The following is a 25,718-nucleotide window of genomic DNA, read 5'->3' on the forward strand; positions in this document are numbered from 1 at the left end:
GATTAAAGTGCGTAATGCATAAGCGATAGCACTCGGCCCCTAACAAATGGAGCCATTGCATCAGGTGCGGTCAAAATTGAATAGTTCCCTAGTCTGATCTTCCTCTCAGAAGCGACTTTAATTATTCCCTGTGGGCTAACTCTGCTGCAGCGATACGCTTTAATCTTAGCCCTTCGATTTAGCAGAGTTTATTTAAAAAACATCATTCTGTTTTCAACAAACTTGGAATTGATTTGTCTTCTATATTCCACTCTCGCTATCTCAATTGCTTGTTCAACTATCGTTCTGTCTATGGAGTTCATAAGTTCCATGTCTCTTTTTAAGTGAGACTTTAAAGTCAATCCGTCTTTAAAGTCTGACCGGGAAAGATCACTGTGCCTTTCCCAATCTACGATAAAGCTCGCAAGCTTTTTAGGGCCCCACTTTATATTTCCAATCTTACTTATCCTTTCATTTATTTGCTGATCACAGAAATGCAGTAAATAGTGGATCCTATCCATCTGTGCTAAGGTAATAGCCATATTCAATGAAGCAAAACCATAATCTTTTATTGCCTGGGATATATTCTTTGCATGCTCTCCATCGCCCGATGGATATAAATACTTATCTATGTTCTTCAGGCAGTCATGTGTGTAGGTTTCTACATAAGGAAGTCTGTCGCCACTTGACTTGGATAATTTCCCGCTGATACTCCCAGCGAACTTTATAAAGTCGGACAGGTAAGTAAAAACGGGTATTTTTGACAATGCATAGAGAAACAACGAACCAACTTTGTATTTATCGTAGTACTTAGTGGAGGTTACCTTGTTGATTGGCGCCTTCATTTTTTTAAAGAAAGTTACTTCAGGATTATAAACATCGCCATACTTGCCTTTATAAAATTCAGCTTTCTCCAGGTAGAACCTTGTTACACTATCATTTAAACTCAAACTCATTCTTTTCACCATTTAGATTTAAAAAATTAAACTCTCAAACTCTTATTTCATATAATTATGACCATCACCACCATGGCTCGTATTATATGAATAATGTTCAAACCGGATATTTCTGGCTTCATTTATGATTCTACGCTGTTCAAAGCGCATTTTTTTGCCAGCCTCTTTACGGTTCTTAAACCGCACCCATAGCTCCCTTTCTTTTTTTGTTTTCTCGTCAGCTGGCAGGTTTTTAATTCTTCTTTCTATATAGCTTTTGGGGCCTTTATCGTAAAATTCCGCAGCGGATAGCTTATGCCCTAAGTGGATTTTTCTTATTCTGCGGCCAGAGTTTTTTGACTGATAAGTGTCGGTTAATTCTATCCAGCCACGGTGAGAATCTCCCGTTTTAGCTAATACCTCCCAGTTTCCAGAGTCACGCAATTGAACCGCTGTGGGCTTTTCTAAAAACTGCCCCTGATAGCGTGCTTTTTTTGCTTTGGCATAACGTTCAAGTACAGCTATACCTAATCGACTTGTCAGGCTGGAAGAGTGGCTAGGTATAAGCGCTTGTCTTCTGCCACCCGATGGAAGCCATTCATCATCATGTCGTTTTCCCATACTTTTCTCCGGTGATAGTTATAATCAGATTGTTTTACTAAGAATTTAAAGAGCAAGTGAATGCTACTTGCTGTGTGAGCATGATCATCCCTTTATCTGCACAGGGATCTGGCCCGGGCTGGTAACGCTGATCACTCCCGCCCACATGCACATCAACCTGCAGCTGTCGGTTAATATGGGCTTATTGGCGAGTAAAATCGTTGGTGCGCTGGGGATCCAGGGCGCAGGTATCGAAGGCACACAGGGCATAGGGGTGAGTACCCCAAATGCAGCGGCTGTTGCAGCGGCCACCGCAGGATTGGCAAGCGAGTTACACATGCCAAAGGGCAGAATATTCTTAAAGGGAATGTAGTCCATAACATTGGCCATCGGGGTGTTTTGCATGACCTTGTTTTCTGGTGTCACTATCAGGGTTGAAGGCGCCATACCGCATGAACATTGCAGTACTGCCCCCATTGCTACGGCCTGTGCCATGGTTAGTCTCCGTCTGCTTCTTGTGTCTGAATGGTGATTTTTCCGTCCTGCCACTGCATCAGTTCGGTGTCTTTGTCTTTAGTCCGCTTGATACTGAATACAGGCTTGTCGTCCTGATATTCATGTCTAATCGCAGTCTGATCTTTGTCATTATTACCCAGCAGCAAATGATTCCCCTGGGTGTTCTGCTCCATAAAAACCGAAGCGCCCCAGTCCAGTACCCGGCAAACTCGCGCTTCAAATAAGCTTATTTCCAGCAGTACCCGGCACCCTTTATACAATGGAAAATAAAAATGAGGGGGCAAAAAATCTGGCCGGAATAATAGCTTAATCTCCTGATCCCACAGCGGAATATGAACGCGGTACTGGTTTTGTTTGGTGCTCTCATCCTGTGCGTACTGGTAGCTTTTGTCCTCGTCTGCACCCGGCTCTGAAAGGATAATCCCTTCAACAAAGCACGGCTCAGGTGACTTCGCATCCCCATCAATGCTGTTATCTTGTTGATGTTCAAATATCCCCTGATACTCGCACTGATATTGAGTCGCCGGCATATTAAGGTCATCCGGTGCGTTTTGCCGGGTGGCTGTGAGCTTAATCCCGGTTTTGACTCCCTGATAGGGTTGCTGATAGGCCAGCGAGACTTTACTCCAGCCTGGGTGTTTGAGCTCTAATCCCACACCGGGATAGAGCTGGTTAACCGGTATCGCACGCAGTGAAAACTGAAGCTTTGCCATCTTAGGTGTGCTATGACTGAGCTGTAATTTCTTCTGCGTATTTTCCGTGTCGGTAAATGGGCTGCGCATTAGCCGGTCATTTTTAATGCCCTGAACAAGCAGGTTCTGCGACAGCGGGATGATTTTTGCCTGCGTACTATTTGCATTCAGCAGGTTTTGCGACTGAATATCTACTTTGGGATAATGGAGCTTAAACCTCGGCCTGTCGGCCGCAAACAAATCCAGATTTTGTGCCGGGCGCACCTTGTCATCGGTAATGGTGTAGCTATTTTTTTCATAATCATAGCGCCAGAAAACGCCCTGCTGTTTCAGATAACTCAAAACAAACTGGTAGAAGCTTTGTCCCGTTGCGCCCATCGACAGGCAAATAAGAGGCTGAGCTTGCTCTAATACGCTACTGCCAAACTGGATGTTGAGTGTATCGGTTGCCTGGGCACTGATCACCTCTTTCATGGACTTACCCACATACAGTTCACACGGAAAATGCTGTTGCCACAAAAACTGTGCAGCATCGAAAAAACGACACTGATATTTGCGATACAGCACCTTGTTGCCCTTTACATCCATAAAGGTCTGCTCGTAGACGGAGCGCTCAGCCACCAGCGCCTTCAGTGTCAGCGTGTCTTTGTCCGGATTGGTCGAATCCTGGCTCAGTCCCAAGGTCAGGTCAATCAACTGCTCGCTGGTAAAGTCACCGATGAGGGTGTCACTGCCCAACTCGTCCGACAGCCAAAAATGTACTTCTCCGTTAAACCCTTGTTTATCTAGATGAAGCTGACAGAACTTAATATTGCCGCCGGCCACCGTGTGGGTTTGATGGTTAACTGTGAGTGTCAGCGTAAGCGCTGCTTTGTCTGTAAACATGGTGATTACTCGTAGAAAGAGTTGAGTTCCAGCGCAACAAAGGCGTCCAGATCCATCTGGTACAACTCGTTCAGTGCATCAATACTCGCTTGCTGAGACAGCGCCATCTGCGCTTCCATTAGGGCCTCACCATGACTGATTTGTGCATGTACATAGGGACCGAATAACGCCGGGAAATAAAGGCGCGGATCAAAGTTTTCGATTATGTGCGCTATGTCTTCTTTGATGATGGCCGCTTTAAGATAATCCTGTTGCTGTAGCAGGTTTTGAAACACAGTCATTTTTTTGAGCAGCAATGTCAGAGCGTGCGATGTTTCTGGCTGTGCAAATGAATTTGTCTCCACGGGCAAGTCGCTATCGATTTGGGCCTCTGTGCTCGCTTGCTGAACGCCCTGCTCCCATTCATCCTCAGACACAGTCGCCGAATGAGGCGCCTCAACCTTACCCGGTGATACGTCTAACAGCGCGATTTTTTCCTGATACATTTTCAGGTACATGACAGAGTTCAGTTCAGTACCATCCAGGTGTTGCAGCAGCCCTTGCGTAAAGTCCTCGATTTCATCCAGATGTGCACTTTGCGTATCCGTATTCAAATCATCAACAAGCAGCTGTAATGTCGAACAACTTTGCGTCAGCTGAAACCCCAGTTTGCGGGTGATCTTTTTAAATAGCAGCGCCAGATTGAGGTCAATTTCCGCAAGCTCAGCTTCCGCAGTAAACGTTTGTGGCAGTAGCTGATGGCGGTGTTCTGTGAGTAACTCTGCCAGCAGGGGAAGCAAAGCGCGCATTCCATCTTGGGTCAGCCACACGTCACTGGCATACAAATACAGGCAGATCACCCTGATATCGCTACATCCCTGAGAGAATAACGTCAGGCAAGTTTGAGTGACCGCTGGCAATGCCCGAACGCGCATGTGTTCATCAATTGGCGCTAAAACCGCCTGGTCAAAATCATCAGGGTAAGCGTAAGACACTTGCAGCGACTCATAGACCGCAGCGTAGACTGCTCGCTCTCCCATGTCCTCTGCCAGATCGTTTAAGTGGTTTTGATTATGATTGTTCACTCGACCTCCCGTAGCCATGGGTTTGCCCGTAAAACAGCGTTACTTTACCCGCCTGTTGTGCGCTGCCCAGTGCATGAAAACCAAGTGGGGTGGCAAAGCCCGCATTACCGGTTTTTAACGGTCTCAGCCGGCCCAGGATCCGCACTTCCAGGTGTAATGATAAAGGCGCGAGCAAAGGCAGAATGTGTTGCCGAAGCCGGTGCTGTAGCTGCGCTATGTCAAAATGCCTGTCCTGCTCAAATAACGTCACAACAATCCCTTCTTCTTTGACAAAGTCGGTATCGCCCAGCAGGTATTGGTTGCCGGTCACGACCTGACCTAACGGGGTTCTGGCAAGCTGCTGTACTTTAATTTTGTGGTTGGGTTGAGTGTGTATTCGGTACTCAGGATAAATGTAGTCAAACACACTCTGGATAGTGCGCACTGACTTAAGGTTTGTCAGTGCCAGCGCATGAGACTGATAATTGTGCCAGTGGCCAAATGCACTGTGATTGAACTCAGGGAACAGGCTGTGCACCAGCTGTTGCAAAATAATGTGATCAAAGTAGCCAATAAAATGCCTGAACTCGTCAGCGCGATCCATCAGGGTGTCTCTCAACTGCAAAATATAACCAGGCAGCGGGCTTTGCGGGCTCAGCAACCCCAGATTCAGACTGATCACCACGGCATCGGAGGTAAATTCAATCGTTTCGACAATGCGCTGCTCAGAGATCAGGCTGTCGTGACTGGCAAACCAGATGTTGCTGTAACCCAGATGTCTGAGTAATCGCAATAACGCGAGTAAGTCAAATTGCTGAATGTTGTCTTTGATCTGTTGTGCTGTTTTATCCATGGATCACTTGCCTTAGTACACATACATCCAGAAAGTCCTCTAGCAACTGCAGCTGCTCAAACAGTTCTGTCTGATCAGCGCCACCGTGGGTCGACTCCAGCAGCTGATTGCTTAGCATCAACAAGCAAGCCTCATGCGCAGGCTCCAGGGGATAGTCCAGTTCACTGATATCTTGTTTGAGCTGACCGATAAGCTGTGTAAGCAGCGCTTCATCGCGCACGGGCGCAGTCATACTCTACATTCCCCCGCCGTTTGCCTGTTGCAGGTTTAAACGAATGTGCTGAACCCCAAACCAGTGATTAACCCCCATTTCAAATATCCGGATAAACAGACGAACGGTCAGCTCACTGGTATCCACATAGCGGATGACCATCGTAAAGTGCGCCGGATCTGAGGTTGCTTCAACCCCTCTGAATCCGTGTGCAATCACGTCAAACTCGCGCGCCAGCTGCGTGGCAAAGACATAAAAAAGCTCAGTCAGGTGCTTTGCCGTAACCACCTCGTTGCCACCAATAGCCAGCAAAGACATAGGTGGTAAGGCGCTGTTTTTATGGGCCAAAGCGCAGGTCTGTCGGGCTTCGTTTAGTGACCAGGTTACGCCGGGAAGTTCCATTTTATTCGGTGTTGCCGTCAGCTTATGCCACAGCCAGGGGCTAAACGCCGGGTTGTGTCCGTTGGCCTGAATGCTGACTGTGCGCGGCTCGGCGAAAGCATCGGGCAGATTCAGGTCCAGCTCCCAGTGTTGCTGGTTATTTATTGTCAAATTGTAGGTGTTGTCTGCCTGGCTGAGCAGTGAGGGCAATAAGGGCAACTTCTTATCGCCCAAATGCTGAAAGACCCCACGCACCGAATGGATCTCAACCTCTGGCTCGTCGCCGACAATGGCATATTGCGAGCGAGTGCCGTCACACCAGATACTTTTCGCCTGAGTTTGGTATAAATTAATTGCCGGTGTGCAAAACAGCCTGAAACAGTCTTTCGACAGTGCAGGCAATGTGCGGTGCTGTTTTAAGTGAATGCTCAGATAGAAACTATGCCAGTGCTTAGGTGCTTGCTTGATTGACAGTGCCAGACAAAAGTAAGCATAAGGAAAGTGCAGCAGGTTACGAACGGTTTCTATGGGATGCATCCCAAACTGACATTCAGGCTGGCGAAAAACCAGCGTACAAGGGACGCTCTGCGTGTCGTTATCAAAAGTCACTTCAAGGCGGGTTTCTTTGTCCTGCAGTGCAGTGAGTAACGCCAGTGTGGCATTAAAGTCATTGCATACATTGAGATAAACCGGCAGCTCCCCTGGCGCCTCGTGCATTCGGGTAAAAGCGTCAAACCGCAACCTGAGCGTCTGATCGGTTAATCCCGTCGGCGCACAGTCCAGATGACTAAGCTGCACAGGCTGCAAAGCAAGTGCATTGCAAGCGCTAAACATGGCGGTTTTAAAATCTTCATTTTGTATCGCAAACGGTGTTCCCGCCTCAATCTGATAACGCATCGTCATTTTCGCATCCGGGTGCGCCTGAATAATGGTTTTTGCCGGCAGCGCGGTCGTCATGTAGGGGTGAATCTGTGTCAGCAACTGCTGTTCATGACTGTGCAGTGTAGACAGCGCAGCCTGTTGAGTATGCGCTGTGCAATAGGCAATGGCCTCTGTCAGCCGTTTGAGTTCCGGGTCGTCCCTGTCCAGCGCTGCGGTAGCAAACGCACTCTGGTACTGAGACCTAAACTGCTCCAAACCTTGTAGCTGAGAAAGATAAATTTGATGGGTATGATGACTATCAGACATATGTTTAACCTTGCTTTATCAGCGCGCCTTTGATGTTGGTGATGCTTTGACCTTCCAGGGTCGTCATATTGCCCTTCACATTCACCTGCGCATTGGCTTGCGCCTTGAAGTTGCTGCCAGCCTTAATACTGGTTTCTGACCCGCTTTCAACCGACACACTGCCACTGGCTTTGAGAGAAAAGTTTGTGCAGCTCATTTCAATCGTCTCTTTGTTCATCGACAGCACACTCTTATTTCCGTCGACATCAATGCTCAGTGAGTCTGCTGTTTGCGTTGTTTGCGTGGTCGACGAGCCGTTCTTACTGATGAGTGTGATACTGGTATTACTCAGCTGTATCTGATGCTCGTCACTGGAATCTTTATTCTTTACATGCACAGTGATCCCTTCGCCCTCGTCTTTACTGAGTTCAATGGTGCAGATCAGGGTGCTCATATTGCCGGCCCGCGCAATTGCACCCTGAACTGACAAGGCGCCCCGTTAATTTCACCACACAACAGGATGCTCGACTCGCGCATGTCTAATTCGTAGCGCACGTCTGCCAGGCTAAAACGGCTTTCCCAACGGTTTATCTGTATCCTGATATGCTCACACAGGCTTTGCATCAGCGGCTCCGAGAGGCGTTCACCGATTTCACACGGGATCCCATAATCACTGTCAAAATGGCTAAACCCGGCCGTGGCGTTAAGCAATACTGTCAGATGATTTTTCACCGCATCCATGACCGTGTGGGCGGCGTAAACCGGCTTACTACAAAACTTACCGACGAGCCGCATAGTTTTTGGTTTCCGTTATAAATTCAAACAAGTAGCCCCTGAATTCACTTTGTCCATAAAAGGCGAAGCTATGCGCTTTAACGATGTCGTGCCACTCGCCTTCTTTATGCACCTCAAAGTATTGTGCGCCGCGATTATGCGGGCGGTTTTCATTCAGCCGAGCCAGCACCGTATCGCTGGTCACCTGAGTCAGCCTCAGGTTTTCAATATTATCCGGGGCGGCACTGCGCAGCCTGGATTCCGACGAGACCAAACCCGGTACCGGACATTGTCCCACCTGAGTCTGGCTTTCATGATAAATGGCCAGATAAAAACGCGTGTTTTCTTGTTCTGCATCGGCATCCACCAGACAGGAATAAATGCCGTTAGTTTCGCGCAAGGCACTATGCCGATAACTGTATTCTTTGAGGAAAATCACCTCATCCAGCAAGTCGATGAGTTTATCAAATACCTCTGCCAGCGCATTGTGGCGATAGACAATGGCGGCCGTTTTGGGCAGTCCATTACGATAGAGTTTACAGTCAATATAAAACGCTTCGAGCTGACAGAACAGTTCATACGGGTGCAGTAACACTTCGCATTCGGTTTGCGTGATGGTATTGAGCATCCGCTGCGTTTTGTACAAGCTGCTCAGCAGACTAAGCTGATGTGTTTTGATCACTTCCTCCGAGTGCTGTTCACTGGACTGCCTTTGTTGTTGGCACTCAATGGCAGACAATGCCGCCTGCTGTGAATTTTTGGCTTCGATAGCCTGTAGAATCGGCTCTTCGAGTTCTGTTTTGAAACAGGTCAGATATTGCTGTAGTGTCTGAGCCCGCTTAGTAAACAGCGAAGAGTTTGATAACACCAGCAGTGGTGGTAAGTAACGCTCGTCTGGCAACCAGTTTTGTGCATTGTTTTTTGCAAAGTGAACCAGTTTAAACTGATGAAGCTGGGTCAATTTGCCACGCCTGGCGAGCACTTCCGCTTCTGACGTGGCTAAATCGGCAAAGCTTGGCACTGAGATGACCTCCAGCACATAGCCTTTGTGCACCACATCGTCATTACCGGGCGCTATATTGCGCTCTGCGTCCTGTTGCAGCTCAAGCCGAATGTCTTGTGCTGTCAGTGCATTGTGTTCATAGATGTTGATGTATAGATCGGCACAAACAGCAGTTTTAGGCAGGATCACTTGCCCCCGGTTAAACAAAAACTCAGCATTGGCATTGAGCTTGATGAGCTCCCCGGAGGGTAAAATGCAACAAAACTCCGAGATCCCCACTATGTCCTTTGCAGTTTCGGATAGGTCCATTGCCAGCTGCGCCAACCCATAAAAGGGTTTACCAGTCAGACTGAACCTGATTGAGCTGTCGGTTAACAGAGCGGTCTCTTGTGCGACAAAATGTTCCGGCAGTAGGGTTTGTCCGAGCTGCCAGTGGACCTGAGCCAGTTCTCCCAGCATGTGTCTCTCCAGATGTAAAATATTAGAACCAGAAAATAGGGAGCAACGAATGCAGGATGAGTCACTCCCTGAGACGGGGCGGATTATTCAGCGACGCTGACACCCCATTTCTTGACGAACTTGGCGCTGGTATTGACGGCAAAGTGCGCTTCCTGTTCTTCCTCTGTAGGCATGACGCCCAGGAAGAAGCTGAAGTTTTTCGGCGAGACCACGTCGTCAGCTTGATCCAGGTCGACACCAAAGTCCAGTTCGCCGCCGTTTTTGGCAACCAGGCCATTCAGATCGGTTTCATTGGTGTGGAAGTTGGGATAGAACTTCTTCTCTTTCGGATCATAATCGTAAATGACAAAGGAAAAAGACACACTGGTATCACTCATCGAGGTATGTTGCAGCAATACACTGCTTTCCTTGTTGTCCGTAGAAATGCGACAGCCGAACATGATCGGGTCGGCGTGCCCGCCTTCCCAAAAGATATTAGAGATAACCCCCACGACTTTGACCTTGTCACCACTGATGTCTGTGGGCACGGTGACCGCCAAGTCTTTTTTATATTCTTTGTCGCCAATTTTCAGTGAGGTAATGTGACCCACCTGTATTTGTGCATCTTTTTGAAAGTTAAATCCCTGCTCAACGCTGCACGCCAGATTTGTTGAAGCCATAATAGTCTCCGCAATAATAAGTTAAATGTTAAAGTTGTGTTTCCAGTCTCAGCTCGGCATCCAGTCCTTCAAACTGCAAGTGAGGCGAGACACTCACGGTGCACTTGTACCACCCTATGTCCCCTTCCTGGGCAACTGTTTCAACATTGACTGCTTTGAACGGATAGCTTCGCAGGGTCAAGTCGTCCGGGTTGACGACCGTCGTCACATAGCTGTTCAGCCAGTTACTGATGGTGTTGGTAATATATGGCGCATCGGCCGTACCACCTATGTTGTCGCGCATAATACATTTGATGTAGTGAGCGATTTTGGTAATTGACAATGTGTAAGACAGGTTTGTAACCAGCTGAGAGTTTTCAGTGTCTCTTGGGTCCTTAAAGCGCTTGGGCTTTTTGATGGACTGACAAGAAAAGAAGCACGCATTGGTGGTGTCTTTTTGATAAACCAGTGGCATAAATCCGGCTTTGGCAAACTCCAGTTCACGATAATCCGGCATCACCAGTTCAACCGGTACTTTGGTCAGGGTCAGGCCATTTTGTTTAAAGGTATGACTGGCAAGATTTGGAATGTGGCCACCGTTTTTAGGACCCCGAACGGTCTGACACCAGGAGGTCTCCTCGTACGAATGAACAATGTTGCGGGCAAATAACATCGCCGCATTGGCCCAGGTATAATGGTGATGATCGTCGACTTTTTCTGTGTAGTTGAGGCCAGGTACCGGATTATCTTCAATATGATAAGGCGCCCTGATCATAAATCTGGGGACCGTAAAGGCCAGGTAGGCAGCTTCATCCGAGTCTCTAAACTCGTTCCACTTAGAGAACTTGCCCTGAAGCATGTGTGATTCCAGGTTTTTGATTTCCGCAAGCTGGTTGATGTCGTCCTGCCCGACAAAGAACTTGGGACCCACCGAAGAAACAAAGGTACAGTGAGACGCATTGGCGATTTTACCCATGGTTCTTAACCAGCCAATATCGCGCTCGCTGTTTTCAAACTCATAGAGCCCTATCATGGCACTGTAAGGCTGACCACCATACTGGTCGTACTCTTGTGTATAGAGCTTTTTGAACAAACTGCTGTTGGCGATATCGCGACGATTTTCGGCAAAGTCATCTTCCAGCTCTTTTTTGGTGACATCGAGCAAGTCAATTTTAATGTCTTTAGAAAAGTCGGTTTGCTCAATCAGGTATTCCAGTGCGCGCCAGTTGGCTTCCAGGTGCTGAAAGGCAGGCTCATGAAGTACATTATCGAGCTCTTGCTGGATCGCGTTGTCTATCGCGGTGGTGTTGTTAGTGATGTTTTCTTTGAGCTCAAACAGCAGTTCCGCGCCACTTGCATCCGCGGCTTCGCTCTGCGGTAAGCAACCTGTGTGGCTCAACGCCGCGATTTGCATCAGCAGGCGGTCTACCTCTGTTTCCTTAATACTTAGTTCAAACATCGGCTTGTCTTTATCAGCAACCAACGCCGGCGTCCAGGTGTCTAGTATGCTGATAGAGTCCTGATATTCAGGTAATGCTTTGAGCGCATCAATGGCATTTGTGGTTTCCTCGGATCCGCCCGTCTCAACAGCTACTACGACTGCATCATTTGCTGTTTCAAGAGCCTTCATTCTCTCCTCATCACCAACAAAGGCGCTCAGTTTGGTCAGGCTTTCTTCCAGGGCATTGTCTGTCACAGCCAGGGAAGGCAAGGCAGTCTTGAGATCGTCGATATGAAATAGCAACGCGTTCCCTGCTTCATCGGCAAAATGCGCTTCCACCTTACCCAGCGCATTGAGATACAACTGCCAGGCTTGTTTATATTGCTCCAGGTTTTCTTTGCCTGGCACTTTTGGGACACTGGCAAGATGATGAGCGGCCAGTATCAGTGCATCGATGGTCAGTTTCTGCTTCTTTTTGGCTAACAAAGCTTGCACAGCCGACGAATTACCTGCGCTCCCTTCACTCTCTTCCTGAGTTATGAGGTTGACACTTTGGAGTACGTTATCAATAAAGTTGGTTGCGGTTTGGTCGCTCATCATGAATTTCCTTCGCTCTGCTCGGTTTTCGGGAGGTAAATGCCAATTATTTCTTTCAGCTCGTCTTGCACCGTTTGTGAATTACTGGCGGTCAGCAGATCTTGCAGTGCCTGCCGATAGCGCTTGTTGTTGGTCAGATTTGACATCACTTCATTAAGCAGACGCTTTGTTTCAAGTTTATCTTTGATTTCCGGGCGGCTGTTTTCGAGGATCCTGTCGGGGCTAAATGCATCCAGATGGGTAAACTGAAGATCACCACCTACCGCACTTTTAACCCGCAATAACTTCATCACGGGGTTATATTGCTCAATGGATGTCAGCTTAGTGCCGTTTTCGCTGTGCAGCTTGATGTCGGTGATTTCCGTTGCATCAAAAATATGCCGTTTATCCAGTGATAAGCGCTGGCCTTGCTCATCGGCCTGACCGATTTGCTTTTTGGCTACAGTACTTTGTTCATGACCTGAGAAACCGGAAAAATCGCCGGCGATAAGGATCCGCATCGGCAAAGTAATGTCTTCTGGTACACCGTTAATTTGAGTGCGATAACGCAAGGTTACGCGGGATTTTGGCATATTCTTATCATCTTGAATGGCCATAAAAACTCCTGTTTGTTTTATATAAAGCGTCTAAGACTTTGTGAGTCTGGTATTGAGTAGATAGCGAATTTCACTCAGGGTGTTGTAAATCGCTAAATTGGATTTGGCTGCGATTGCGTCCTGATTGGCCTGTAGCTCAGGTATTAGCTTGTCAGGGCTGCTTTCATGGCCCTGATAACGATACGCATAACGGACTTGTATCTGGCCAGTTTCGCTCCGCTCGGGTGCCTTTGTATGCGCGTCGGTGAGCAGCCTTTCAGTCGTGCGCTTTACGTCGTGATAGCAGGTGTCTCTGCCTATGACGTTCTCTGCATCGGGCCTTGCACAATACAAGACCTGCAATTGAGGTGGGCTGTCAGCTAAAAAATGATAAGACACCCACCAGCACGCATTGGCGGTGTTTTTTGTCAGATAGCCAAGGATATCGGTATACGGGTAGTTAGGAGTATTTATCTCATTGAAGTAACTGACTTTATCGCCGTAACTCAGCTTGCCATACCGGGTAATATAAAGCGTATTTGCAGGCAGCGGATACGCGCAATAACCAAACCCGTTTAGTGACGCCGCGCCTGTTTGCTTGTCGACAAGCATATGCACTCTGCCAGGCAGCGGGAGCACACTGAATGTGTCAGTTTCAGCATTTTTATAACTTAACGCACCGATCCCACCGAGTACTTTATGCCAGATAACCCCCATTAATGCCGGCTTTGCGTGCAGGCACTTACGCTGATTAAAACTCAGCCAGCGCTGACTTTGGTTATCGTCGTCCAGAATAACGTAGCGCCTGCATTGGCGGATATATACGGACTGTTCGATAACTAAATCCCGAAGTGCCGGGGTCAACAGCAAAACCGTGCTGGCGCGCCAGTCTAGCAGTTTGCTCAGCCACTTAAATTTACGCAGTGCGCCATTGCCGCGCAGCGCACTGCAGCCAGGGCTCAGCGCTTTAAAACAACCTCCGGCAAACAAACTGGTGAGCATGAGCTGATATCGCAACACCCCGGGATTCAGCACCGCCAGGGTGTCGGTTTTTTTCAGATCCAGCGCATACATACTGGATAACATCAGGCTCTGAAAAAACATTTCGGCTGTTAATGTATAGGCTTTACAGCTGTCTGATGAACTGGGGTCAAACTCAATGCACACAGGCTGATCTGCGCTGTATATGGTCGTGTTTTTTTTCACACTATTGAGCAGACAATCATCTGAACATCTGAGTGGCGTTGACACCACATCAGCGACATGCAGCCTGCCCTGGGGCGGATCAACAGATTCACTGAGCCATACACGCTCTGCCTGGGTATTAGCAATGATGTGATCCGGTGTGATGGACACTATTTTTTGCCCGAGCAGGAATCGCTCAAAACGATTATCTTCGGGCATATCCGCCACACAAAACACACACCCCAGATGCATGGCACTGAGTATATGAACCACTAAGCTCAGGTCGGGTAAGTTCACCAGCATCAAAGTATCGCCACTGGTTACGCCGTTTTCTTGCAAGCCAAGTGCAGTGTCAACAATCGCCCGCGCCAGCGCTGAGTAACTAACATGCTCAGAGCGGAACTCTGTCAGCTGCAGTGCCGTTTTCCCGCCACTTTGCAGTGGCTGTAAAATCAGGTCCTGAATAAAGTTGAACCCCAGCGCCGGGCTGCTCTGTTTTTGCCTGACACGTTTGTCCAGATAAAGCTGCTGGATCACGTGATCGGGCCATTGAGCACTTGCTTCAACCTGCTCGATATCCAGCAAACTATCGCCCTTAAATTTCACCGACATGCCATACTCTATTGAATTGCGAAATTATTTTGACCAGAGCAGCTCTTTTTGACGGTTCAAGCCTGAGCCTGTGGCTCTATGTCCAGAAACTCAACCGGGACCGTGATAACCAAAGATTGTGACAAGCCTTGCAGCGCAAGCGCCACTTTATTGTCTGTTGCATCAGCCAACAGCGCCCCGCGATAGCCTTTTAAACTGCCCTCGCGGATAACCACTTGTGCGTCTTTTTTAAGTTGCTTGTCTTCATACATAAGCGCCTCCGGAAACGCCTGCAAAACAGCCTCAATTTGCTCAATGTCTTGATCTGTGATGGTTGGAAAGACCTTGCCATGGCCGTTATTGCTGCCGCCATAAGAAACGAAGAAACCAAATTCAGACAGTCGCTCGACTGAACGCATTTCCTCGGGGAGAAGCTTGGCAAACAGGTAAGACTTAAACGCTGGCTCTTCGATGACCTTGACTCTGTCGGACCATTGCCGGGTTATTTTGCGCAGTGGCAAGTAGCTCGTTGTTCCCAATGCTTCAAGCTTTGTGTTGAGCCTTTTTTCAGCATTTGGCTGAGTGTAAATCTGAAACCATTTTTTTCTGTCATCGAACATCTGGGCAAGCTCCGCCACGTCAGTCACAGTGTGCTGAAGTGGTTATTGATTATGTCGGGTTGTGTCGGCTCAAACTTTGCGCGCGGGCACAAAGAGCGATAAGAAGTAGTGTAATGTTCTGGGAAACAGGAAGCTTTGCCGGATACATGCATTTCTTTGTGTAATGCACAATACATTGCACAAAACAGAAAAACTCCTTAGTAGCCGACTTGATTCTGACCATCTGGCTGCATGGTAAAGTGCCATAAGAGCGCTAAGCGTCAGTAACATATCGGATTATTATGCCCACTTACCGCGTATCTATTCCAATTAGTGTTACAACGTATCATAAATAGGGAGTATCAAACGGCGGTTTGTATTCCCAGTGCAGGTGTATAAGCGGTCAACCACTATTACGAGTTGAGTACGAAAACAATGAAAAAACTTTCTATTTTAACGTCTTGTATCGCACTGGCGTTGTCTGGATCAGCACTGGCTGCTGAGTCTGCGCACACTAACAATACACTCACCTATCAGGATCTGTTCAATATTGAATACGCCGCTAACCCGGTGGTCATGCCGAATGGCAAACAAGTTGTCTATGAGCGCCGCAGCATGGACATCATGACCGACAGCCTGAAAAGAAACCTCTGGACGGTATCACTGGACGGAAAAACACACCTACCTTTGCTGTCAGACTCTAAAAATCATTTCAGCCCGGTGTTTTCCCCCGACGGCTCTAAAATGGCCTATCTTTCAAGCAAGGAAGGCAAAATACAGATTTATATGCGCGATTTGGCCACTGGCCTGACTGCGCGGGTGACCGATGTCAACATGACGCCCGGTGGATTGAGCTTCTCGCCAGATGGAAAGCAACTGGCGTTCTCCATGTTTACACCGGGAAAAACTAAGCCACTATTTAGCCTCGATTTTAAACCCAAAGATGCTAAATGGGCTGACAATGCCCAGTATATAGACCAAACGTTATTCCAGCGTGATGGTGCTGGCATGAAACGTCCGGGTAATATGCACGTTTATGTTGTGCCCGCCATTGGTGGCTCACCGCGACAAATTACCTCGGGTAAACACGATTACGCGGGTTCACTGGCCTGGACAAGCGATGGTAAGCAGATCATTGTCTCTGCGAATACACATGATGATGCCCAGTTTGACGTATTCAATAGTGATTTGCTGGCCATCGATGTGCTGACATCCAAAATCACCGAGCTGACCGCTATGTCTGGCCCGGAGCACAGTCCTAAGCTGAGCCCCAACGGTAAAAAGCTGGCATTTGCTGGTTTTGAAGACAATGGCAAATCGAATCAAATCTCTGAGTTGTATGTAATGAACCCGGATGGCTCAGACATTAAGCGACTGACACCCAACCTTGACCGTAGCGTTGGTAATGTTAAATGGGCCGACAACAGTAAAGGCTTATATTTCAGTTATGATAACGAAGGGAAAAAACACGTCGCCTATGTCTCTTTATCTGGCAAGATCAAAACGTACACAGATGCGCTGGGCGGCATGAGTTTAGGCCGCCCTTATACGTCGGGTCATTTTGATGTGACCGGTAATGGTCAAATTGTTTACACTCAGTCCACTGGCGTGCGCCCTGCCGACTTAGCCGTGGTCAGTAAGCGTGGAAAAGTCACTCAGCTGACCGATCTGAACAGTGATGTGTTCGACCATAAAACACTGAACCAACCTGAGCTGATGGAAGTAAAAAGCAGTGTCGACGGCAGACGCCTGCAAGCCTGGGTCGTGACCCCGCCCAACTTTGACCCGAATAAAAAGTACCCGCTGATCCTGGAAATTCACGGTGGCCCGCATACCGCGTACGGCCCGGAATTTTCGACCGAAGTACAGTTATTCGCAGCCGCGGGTTACGTCGTCGTTTACGGTAACCCAAGAGGCTCCACCTCAATGGGCGCTGACTTTGCCAATGAGATTGATAAAAACTACCCGTCAGAGGATTACAACGACCTGATGGACATGGTGGACGGTGTCATTGCCAAAGGCTACGTGGATCAGGACAACCTGTTTGTCACCGGCGGCTCTGGCGGCGGCACTTTAACCGCCTGGATCATTGGCAAAACAGACCGCTTTAACGCATCTGTGGTTGCAAAGCCCGTAATCAACTGGACCAGCATGATTGGTGCCTCCGATATCTATACCTTTATGACGCGTTACTGGTTTAGCGATTTGCCGTGGAACGACTACCAGCAATACTGGAACCGCTCGCCGTTATCTCTGGTTGGTAATGTGAAAACGCCCACTATGGTACTCACCGGTGAACTCGACGTGCGCACCCCAATGAGTGAAAGTGAGCAGTATTATGGCGCACTGCAACTACAAGGTGTAGACAGCGCTTTTGTGCGCATTCAGGGTGCCTACCATGGCATTGCCGCCAAGCCCTCAAACCTGGCCCGTAAAGTGGGTAATATCCTGGCCTGGTTTGAGAAGTACAGAACCGACAACAAAGAAGACTAAGCCTTTGCAGCCACCCGTATGGCGGGTGGCTCCTTCCTGTTACCGGGTGACAGTCACAGACTTGTTAAAGGCCTCGCAAGTAAACATATGGATGTGCTTCAAGTTCCGCTATCAATGCCTCATCAATCACCGTATTATCGACATATATGCTTATCCTTTGCGTTAAGTTGTCCAGCCCGACAACGCTGTTAAGTACGTTCTTTGCAAAGCTGATACTCGTTACTCGGCTATTGGCTGGTATCGTAAAACTCGTCGCAGGCACTTCATCCGCCCAAAATTCGCGTACCATACCCGGAATATCAATCGACGCGATCTTCGTTCTTCTGATAGATACACGAGACAAAACCTCAAACGATGAGACGTCTAGCTCAGTCAAGTCAGTGTCCGATAAGTACAAATAAGATAATTCTCCACCATTGAAATTAATACTCTTTAACGGGTTATGCGAAACATCCAGCTTATCATGGAAACCATTGTACTTTGGCAGGTCCAGGTGTTCCAAGGCATTATGGGATACATTGATACTCGAACTAATTTCACCTTCCACAGTAAAATCAGTCAGTAAATTGTTGGCTAAATTTAAACTACCATTGATAGCGTCCTGAACCAGATAAAATGACGTTAGCTGATTATGAGATAAGTCAACATTCTCAAATGTGCCCGACAATTGAGCGGAGGTCAGCTTATTGTTGGCTAAATTCAACTCCCAAACCTCTGAATCTGCTGAAATCGAAATCGATTCCAGCAGGTTGCTTTGCGCACTCAGTGAATGTGGGCTTCCTAATACATTGAGCTGGCTAATCTGATTATTGTCAAAATCCAGGTAACTATTCTTGAGACTTGCAGGTACAGTTAAGCGCTCCATTGCGTTATTCCGAAAAGAGAAGCTTGAATAACTAATATCTGAATTATCCGGTAATAGAAGGCTTTTCACTGTGCCCGTATCAGCATACACATTGATATTCGTTGTATGCATCGAAAAATCTAAAAACAACAGATTGTTTCTTCTGATGTTAAGGGCTTTTAGCTTTGGCATCATATCAATGTTTAGCTCAGTTAAGGGCGTGTCTGTAATAGACACCTCCTGCACATTAGAACGAGTTGCAAACAGCATATTTTGTAACTGTGAGCCGCTAGCAGTGAAGCTTTTTATTTCCACCGCCGGAGAAATATCAATCTCTTGTAAATGCGAATCGGACAAATCCAGCCAGCGTAGTCGATCATATCCTGTCAGGTCTAACGTTTTAATTGGCGTCTGTTGCAACTCCATACTTTCAAGCTGATGCTCAGGCGTCACGCCCGAAATAGACCGAAGCGCAGAGTCCGTTGCTGCCAGTCTTGTCAGCCTTTTATTATTTGATAAATCCAGAGTGGTCAAATCTGAACCACTAATGGATAGATTTTCCAGGTTCGGTAAGCCTGATAGTGCCAATTCAGTGGTGTTTGAACCAACAACACTCAATGACTTGAGCACCGAGGTATCAGGCAGAGTAAGGCGCCCCTGTGGGAGGTTGGCCAATTGCAGCTGTCCTAAATTTACTAACCTGGATAGATCTAAATCTAAAGTTTCGCGGTCCTCATAAAATGTCCCCATATCCAAGAGAAGCCCAGTCAAATCGACTAACTGACCGATCCTTACACTCCCCTCTTCAGTCAGCGCAATCCCCCTCAACGCGAGACTTGTCAGCGAAGTGAGCTTTTCGATGCCTTCCAGACTCGTCTGAACGCGGTAGTTTAAGCAAGCAAGCTGACTGGAATACTCCAGGTATTCGTTGCGCCCTCTATCGATACACTCTTTCAGGACTGGATCTGAGATACCCAGTCTGTCCGCGTTCGATTCAGGCAAAGGTGAAGCAACCATAGTAACCGAGCACGATGTTGTCAAAAGCTCGGATTGAAAGAAAATATAATGGTCGTTCATCCAATCTGGACGTATACCACACCCTGAGAAATCAGACGCATACTGCTGTTGCGGGTTCTCCCGCGATAACCTAACTTCGAGCTGTTCACCATATTTAAGGCGGCCGGATACGAGATTGTGCGTTGCTTCCAGCGCCTCTGAAATATCCAGTGCGACTTCCACAAAAGGCACCTGAAACAACAGCTCTACCTGGTTTTGTGTATCACATTGTCCAGCGACAATTGGGCATAACACCAGAGCATCAACATTCACCTCCTGAACCCTATATCTGAAACCATCTTCATCCGGGTATTTCCTGAACACTCCATTTTCGTAATAAACCGTAAACTCTGATTGTCCATCAATACTCAGATTGGCGAAATATTTCTGGTAAAGCTGCTCAAACTGCCAGGTACGCAAAGTGCCATTGACCTTTTCATAGAACTTAGCTGAATTGAAATAAGCAGGTAATTCAATATCAATTGGAAACGCCGGATCAATCTCCACGGCGCTCAGTGTATCTGATGCTCCGGTGCCTGATTGAACGCGAATGTAGGCACGCTGCCCATCCAGTGCAATCACTTCATAGTGCGCAATAGTGCGAGTCTCGCACTCAGGCTGGGTACTCTCGCACAGATGATCGTATTCACCGCTCAGTGAGTTATAGCCTGCGGTCACAGTGAGCACATTGTTTTCAATGATTGCTGATGCAGCGCCATTAAACCTGCCCGAACGGTATTCACCACCGGCAAATAAATAAAACCCATCTATGTCCTGATCGTCGACATTGTGCCACGCGCCTTTGAGCTGTTCGAACCCCAATGATTGATGACCCGTGCGGATCATGGCCCAGGTACCAAACGCCTGCCAGGAAGCATGATTACCATGATCGGTTTCATGGGCGATGAGCGTATACAGGCTGTCTTCTTTTCTCAACACGGAGAACGCAGCAAACATGCCGGCTTCATCGGTTAGCTCAAGTCTATTTTCAGCGCTCACCTGCCAGTTAACTTGCCGGTTAAACACTGCCCCATCATCGGTTGAGTTTAATCTGCCCGTGCCATCCTCATTTAAAGTGAGCTGATATGAGGCCAAAGACTGGTCAAAATTCAAATACCAGTCTCCTGTCAGTTCATCTACAGCGATCTCAGCTGGTGGCTGTGAAGCGGCAAGCTCAACATGAGTGCAAATGAGTCCATGCCCCTCCGAGCCCGGTTCAATGTCAGCGCTTTCCCGACTCCCGTTCCAGCATCCGGACATCGCACTTGAACTGCTGCTGTACCACAGTGCAAATTTCGATGCGTAATAATTGTAACCGTTGACCCGTGTCCGAATAATGTCATCGAAAATAAAGTCATAGACGTAGGCATTGCGCTGCTGCACGGTAAAAGTGGCGTTACCATCCAAACCAAAATATGTGCCGCGCCCTTGCGCGTCAATTGTATAGTACCAGCTATCAGTCAACCCGGCAGGGGTGGCATCGACCAGGAGCGTATTCTGTATATGCGCAGTCTTGTCAATAAACTCCACCTCAATCACACACGAAGCGATAAGACTATCAACTCGATATCGTTTGTACGTAATAGTGTCATCCAACACCCCATTACAGCCACTGATACTGCCGAGCACAGACCCTTCTCTCTGATCAATTTCAATATAAAAACTGTCTCCATAAAAGAACTGCTCCTGAGAAAATGCCAGTTGACCACGGCCCGTTTGAGAAATTGTGACTTCCAGCTCAGGCCTGACAAAGCCAAACTCGTGTTGCTCCCCCTGTGCACACAACGCGCCTTCAGAAAAATGACACATCGAAATACGGTGTTCTGACTCACCGGTTATTTCAAGGTAAGAAACGGCGTTTGAGTTAATGTGCTCTAACCTTAAGCGGGCGCCTTCAATACGTGCCTTATAGCGTTCCCCCTTGAAGACAATCGAATCAAAGCACAAGCGACTTGGTGAAGGATTGGTCGGGCAGTAGTGCTCACTGCGCAAATACACTACACTTCCTGGTGTTACAGAATATAAGTGTGTTCCAGCGCCAAACAAGCGCTCAAGCTTATCCGTATTAAAAAATGATTGCGTAAATTGACCTAATGGCCAGGCTTTATCCGACAGTTTAAAAAAGTGGATTTCACTTTGCTGGTCAGCCAAATTTTGCTTTTCATCGGCATAAACTACCGCAATCGTATTACCCACCTGTGCCAGTAATTCATAACTGTATACGCCGCTGATTTCACAGTTCACCAGCGCTGCGTTACAAAAATCAACGCGTCTGCCGTTCAACCGGTAGCGATAGCGTTTGAGTATGCCCTCTTCGTTGCTGCCCTGAATACCGCGATGCCATCTGAAATTAAAGTTATTGTTCTCATCTATCGTGAAGGCAGAATGAGATGCTTTACTACGTACTTTTCGCCATGTTTTCTGATAATTAATATCATTGAAGGTGATAGGCTGACGCTTAATAAAGGTCCCCTGACGGTACTGCTGTGCGCCAACAGATCCAGATTCAATCAAAGTCTGAAAACCAAACTCAAATGGTCTGATAAACTTAAGCTTAAAGTTCAACAGCGAGCTGGTAACCCTGACTTGACCGTCTTCAATGTGCCAACTGCCTGCCCAGGCGCCCAGGCCAATATCAAACTCAAGCACACCGTCTGCTTTAAAAGTCAGTTCAACATATTCCTGTTCGTATTGCCGGGAGTAGGACAACCCCCAAGTTCCCAGTAGTTCTGATTCCGTGATGCCAGTCAAATCAGCCGTACCAAAAAGCTGGGCAGCCGTAGAATAAGTACGAACAGGATATCCTGACAATACCTGTGATTCGGATTGATAAAACTCTACTCTCACAGCCAGAGACTTCTGTCTTTGGTCGTACATGGTCATTTTAAAAGACGAGCTGAAGAATCCTGAAAAATGCTCAAACTGATTACTCGTTAAGAATATTTCACGGTCGAGCTGAACCGAGATTTCCTCACCCGTTTGCGTCCAGGTGAACGTCTCGTTTGTATCGGCTGTCGCCAACAACCCCGTTCCATCAGGATTAAAAGTCAATTTATAATCAAGGCCATCTACGTACTGTGTTTCAACCAGATAATAGCTACCATTGGGCGAAAATGTCACAGCTTCAACCAAAGTCTCGTCACCGGTGATCTCCTGCTCCAACTGTTCTATCAGGCTGGGCTGAGTTTCAGCGATACTGGCAATCAGTTCATCGATCAGTTCAGGGTCACTGGCAAGCTCGAGCGTAGAGTTGGCAGTATCGGGAAGTGTAACACCATGATCTATGACCGCTTTTAAAACCGCGGCCAGCATCAGTTGCTCCTGTGAAGAAATACGCGCTCTGGCTTGATCAAGCTCGTTGTCATTGCTAAAACTTTGCGTATCTCTGCCCAGCAAAGCATATTCAGCAGTCGTCACATTGGTGACATTCACATCAAATAACTCATCAGAAGAGACGACTTCATCGTCACCCGCAGCTTCATTTATGGCTGCCACTGAGTGCAGTTGCGAAACAAGCGTAACCTGGCTTTGCTCATCCACCCCTTGTGCAGATAACTTTGCTAACACACCGCTGTGAGCTTCATCCACTTCAATACTCAGCGTATAATCCCCGTTTTCATCGGCCTGGGTCTCGAACGTTGAATCAGCAATCTCCATAGTTACTTTTGCAAATGCGATCGGTGAGTCGGTCACTTTACCGGCGACAGTAAATGCCACTGTAACGTTTTCAACAGTCACCACTGCCGAGGTGCTCGCGCTCGCTCCCTGGTTATCCGTGGCTGTATATGTGAATGTAATATTTTGTGGGCTCTGAATATCCGGACTGACAACCGTCAGCGTATCACTGGTTTGACCGTCTATCGTCAGCGCCAAAGAAGAGTCATGAGACCAGGCATGGCTCACGACTTCACCATCCAAATCGATTGCGGAAGCAATCACCGTAAATGGCTGCCTTTCAATTGCGTCCTGAACTGCGTCAATGGATACCTCGGGAGCGGTATTCGCGCGGGCTACGATGTTCAATGAATGCTCAACCGTCGTTGTTGCGCCCTGATTGTCGTATACCGTCAACGACACTATGGCTGTGTGATCTTGGGTGATATCCGCCGATTTAATGACAAACGTAGACTCATCTGGACTCGACACGGCAAGGGAGATATCTGAAGCATAGGACCAGTGATAACGCGCTACCTGGCCATCACTGTCGCTGGCATCCGCAGTCAAAGTTAACTCTGACTGCTCCTCCACGCTTTGCGCGCCCTCTATTCTGGCGGTAGGTGCCACATTGGGCAACGCAACGAACGTCAGTTCCTTGCTACTGCTAGAAGATAGCCCCTGATTATCTGTCACCGTCACAGTAAAAGTAACCAGTTGATCCACCATAATATTATCAGATGATACCGACAGGGACTCAGTGGTTTCGCCTGTGATGGTCAGTTCAGTCTCAGCATTATGAGACCAGGCATATGAAACAACCTCACCATCTGGGTCTGAAGCCGTAGCTATCAACACACTTGTCGTTCCCTCAACAGCCTCATGCTCGCCAGTGATTTTTACCTCTGGTGCAAGGTTATCAAACGCTTCAATCGTCACTTTATGCGTGTGTTCATTAGTACGGCCATCGCTCAGCGTTACCCGAGCTGTAAAGTTAACAACCTGGCTTTCTGAGATATCTGGTATATCTACACTCAATATCCCCGAGTCATTCTCCGTCAGCACCAGCGGCAAAGACGAATCATGTGACCAAAATATCTGAGCTGAACTGCCTATCAATATGTCACTGGAGAGTGACAGCCGTAGTGTACTCTGTTCTTGTGTGGAATCCTTACCATCGATGTTGAGATGCCAAGGTGTGGTGTCTGGCACGAGGATCTCTACAATCTGTGAAGCGACCGCTTGCTTGCCCTGATTGTCTGTCACTGTCACTTTAACATCAAACGAAATGCTTTCTTCAATCTGCTTACTCACCAGAGTAAAGGAAGGGCTATTAAAGTCCTCAGAGGAAACCGGTAAGGCCGGATCAAAGCTCCACTGGTAACTTTCAATCCTGCCGTCACTGTCAGATGCATTGGCTGTTAACGTAATAGGCACTAACTGTGCCGCTTTTGCTGTGCCTTCAATGCTGACAGAGGGAGCCACATTAGTCGCTTTGGGGGTGCCACCACCTGAGTTTGCAGCACTGTTTGTGTCATCCGAGCCGCCTGACCCACCACAAGCACTCAGCCCCAATAACAACACACTTAAAAATAGCGCTTTTGACACCGCGCCAGCACCAGGCAATCGTTTCAACATCCCCTCTCCTTTAACCCAGACACACTACACCGAACAAAAATCAAGCGGGCAATTATAGAGCAATCATAAAGAATTTAAAGTAATTACTTGAGTGGATTGCAAAGATTTGTAAAAGAGAAAAATATTCACAAAACATAGACTTAACCCTTTAAAGCTAAGCAAAAGCGGTACCACTGAGCGCTAAGTTAAGGTACTTGACACATCCTGAAGTGACATACCGATTTGCCCTTGTACTCTCAGTAATTCACCAAGTTAACCTGTATTTAATAAGGACTGTTTTCAGCAACTTTAGTCAATTCAGAGCGTAAACTGCGTAGCATAACGTACTTGTACCCCAGCTACTTCTGTTTGTTATTGAATTTTTTGGTTATGTTGGCAATAACGTGGATCAGAAAGCCAATCCCTGCCCCGACAAAGAGCGCCTGCCCCCCTCCAAGCCATAAAATCAACCCTGTGTAGCCATGAGCTTCACTCATATAGCCCTTTTGCCAGATATCAAGAAGCATCAAGGCGTTCCAATAGACATAAACACACGCCGTTGCAATGAATGCATACTGGCCAACTTTATTGAGCCCAGGGTGAGCTTGCCTGAAACGGGTTCTGCAGAAAATACATACCATGCAATGAGCAACAAGTAGTGGTATTGACAACAGCAACACCGCCAACAAAATACTGCCAAAGCGCTCATCGCTAAACACAAAGGTGATACCTATCAGTAGCATGATCAAAGTTGATACGGCCGCTGTCACTGCAATTATTTTATTCATCAAGACTCCTTTGCCATGGCAATATGACATAAATGCATCATCACACAAAACGGGAACAACCACCATAAAGTAGCGCAATATTAAAAGAATTTACTCGTTTTTTTTCTATGCTAAAATCGCCCGTTCGAACACTCATGGGTAA

19 protein-coding genes are annotated in these 25,718 nt (G+C 47.6%); 1 reads left to right on the plus strand and 18 read right to left on the minus strand.

Going from position 1 to position 25,718, the window contains the following annotated elements; all coding sequences use genetic code 11:
- Positions 1–188: 188 nt before the first annotated feature.
- The 16 genes from MHN33_RS19125 to MHN33_RS19200 form a co-directional block, all read right to left on the minus strand.
- Entirely contained in the window at positions 189–935 is a 747-nt protein-coding gene (locus MHN33_RS19125; RefSeq protein ID WP_239400376.1) for a hypothetical protein, read from the minus strand.
- Positions 936–977: 42 nt separating this feature from the next.
- The gene (locus MHN33_RS19130; protein WP_239400378.1) at positions 978–1,535 is read right to left on the minus strand and encodes a hypothetical protein; all 558 of its coding nucleotides are present in this window, start codon (positions 1,533–1,535) and stop codon (positions 978–980) included.
- Between the two features lie 84 nt (positions 1,536–1,619).
- A complete protein-coding gene (locus MHN33_RS19135) occupies positions 1,620–2,009 on the minus strand; it encodes a DUF4280 domain-containing protein (RefSeq protein ID WP_239400380.1) in 390 nt (129 codons plus the stop codon).
- A gap of 2 nt (positions 2,010–2,011) precedes the next feature.
- Entirely contained in the window at positions 2,012–3,607 is a 1,596-nt protein-coding gene (locus MHN33_RS19140; protein ID WP_239400382.1) for a hypothetical protein, read from the minus strand.
- A 5-nt stretch (positions 3,608–3,612) separates the two neighbouring features.
- Positions 3,613–4,671, minus strand: coding sequence for a type VI secretion system protein IglI family protein (locus MHN33_RS19145; protein WP_239400384.1), 1,059 nt, complete (start codon positions 4,669–4,671; stop codon positions 3,613–3,615).
- Complete coding sequence (locus MHN33_RS19150; protein WP_239400386.1) at positions 4,658–5,503, minus strand: hypothetical protein; 846 nt, start codon at positions 5,501–5,503, stop codon at positions 4,658–4,660. The genes MHN33_RS19145 and MHN33_RS19150 overlap by 14 nt, the downstream gene beginning before the upstream one ends.
- Positions 5,496–5,735: a hypothetical protein gene (locus tag MHN33_RS19155; RefSeq protein WP_239400388.1), complete on the minus strand. Its 240-nt coding sequence runs from the start codon at positions 5,733–5,735 to the stop codon at positions 5,496–5,498. Before MHN33_RS19155 ends, MHN33_RS19150 begins: the two co-directional genes overlap by 8 nt.
- A gap of 3 nt (positions 5,736–5,738) precedes the next feature.
- A complete protein-coding gene (gene iglH / locus MHN33_RS19160) occupies positions 5,739–7,283 on the minus strand; it encodes a type VI secretion system baseplate subunit TssF/IglH (protein WP_239400390.1) in 1,545 nt (514 codons plus the stop codon).
- Positions 7,284–7,287: 4 nt separating this feature from the next.
- Positions 7,288–7,716 (minus strand): hypothetical protein, encoded by a 429-nt coding sequence (locus MHN33_RS19165; protein WP_239400392.1) that lies wholly within the window; start codon positions 7,714–7,716, stop codon positions 7,288–7,290.
- Positions 7,713–8,057, minus strand: coding sequence for a GPW/gp25 family protein (locus MHN33_RS19170; protein WP_239400394.1), 345 nt, complete (start codon positions 8,055–8,057; stop codon positions 7,713–7,715). Before MHN33_RS19170 ends, MHN33_RS19165 begins: the two co-directional genes overlap by 4 nt.
- Positions 8,041–9,498: a type VI secretion system baseplate subunit TssK gene (tssK, locus tag MHN33_RS19175; protein ID WP_239400396.1), complete on the minus strand. Its 1,458-nt coding sequence runs from the start codon at positions 9,496–9,498 to the stop codon at positions 8,041–8,043. Before tssK ends, MHN33_RS19170 begins: the two co-directional genes overlap by 17 nt.
- 83 nt (positions 9,499–9,581) lie before the next feature.
- Positions 9,582–10,157: a hypothetical protein gene (locus tag MHN33_RS19180; RefSeq protein WP_138544093.1), complete on the minus strand. Its 576-nt coding sequence runs from the start codon at positions 10,155–10,157 to the stop codon at positions 9,582–9,584.
- Positions 10,158–10,185: 28 nt separating this feature from the next.
- Entirely contained in the window at positions 10,186–12,174 is a 1,989-nt protein-coding gene (gene tssC / locus MHN33_RS19185; RefSeq protein WP_239400398.1) for a type VI secretion system contractile sheath large subunit, read from the minus strand.
- Positions 12,174–12,770 (minus strand): type VI secretion system contractile sheath small subunit, encoded by a 597-nt coding sequence (locus MHN33_RS19190; RefSeq protein WP_138544091.1) that lies wholly within the window; start codon positions 12,768–12,770, stop codon positions 12,174–12,176. The genes tssC and MHN33_RS19190 overlap by 1 nt, the downstream gene beginning before the upstream one ends.
- A gap of 30 nt (positions 12,771–12,800) precedes the next feature.
- A complete protein-coding gene (locus MHN33_RS19195) occupies positions 12,801–14,546 on the minus strand; it encodes a hypothetical protein (protein ID WP_239400400.1) in 1,746 nt (581 codons plus the stop codon).
- 56 nt (positions 14,547–14,602) lie between these two features.
- Positions 14,603–15,145, minus strand: coding sequence for a UpxY family transcription antiterminator (locus MHN33_RS19200; protein WP_239400402.1), 543 nt, complete (start codon positions 15,143–15,145; stop codon positions 14,603–14,605).
- A 414-nt stretch (positions 15,146–15,559) separates the two neighbouring features.
- On the opposite strand from MHN33_RS19200, the gene MHN33_RS19205 reads away from it, so the two are divergent.
- Entirely contained in the window at positions 15,560–17,617 is a 2,058-nt protein-coding gene (locus MHN33_RS19205; RefSeq protein WP_239400404.1) for a S9 family peptidase, read from the plus strand.
- Between the two features lie 64 nt (positions 17,618–17,681).
- Here MHN33_RS19205 and MHN33_RS19210 read toward each other — a convergent pair whose 3' ends face one another.
- On the minus strand, positions 17,682–24,809 hold the full coding sequence (locus tag MHN33_RS19210) for a hypothetical protein (protein WP_239400406.1): 7,128 nt from the start codon (positions 24,807–24,809) through the stop codon (positions 17,682–17,684).
- Positions 24,810–25,147: 338 nt separating this feature from the next.
- Complete coding sequence (locus MHN33_RS19215; protein WP_239400408.1) at positions 25,148–25,576, minus strand: hypothetical protein; 429 nt, start codon at positions 25,574–25,576, stop codon at positions 25,148–25,150.
- Positions 25,577–25,718: the final 142 nt, after the last annotated feature.

The sequence above is a fragment of the Pseudoalteromonas sp. OOF1S-7 genome (genome assembly GCF_022347765.1).
Classification (GTDB): Bacteria; Pseudomonadota; Gammaproteobacteria; order Enterobacterales; family Alteromonadaceae; genus Pseudoalteromonas.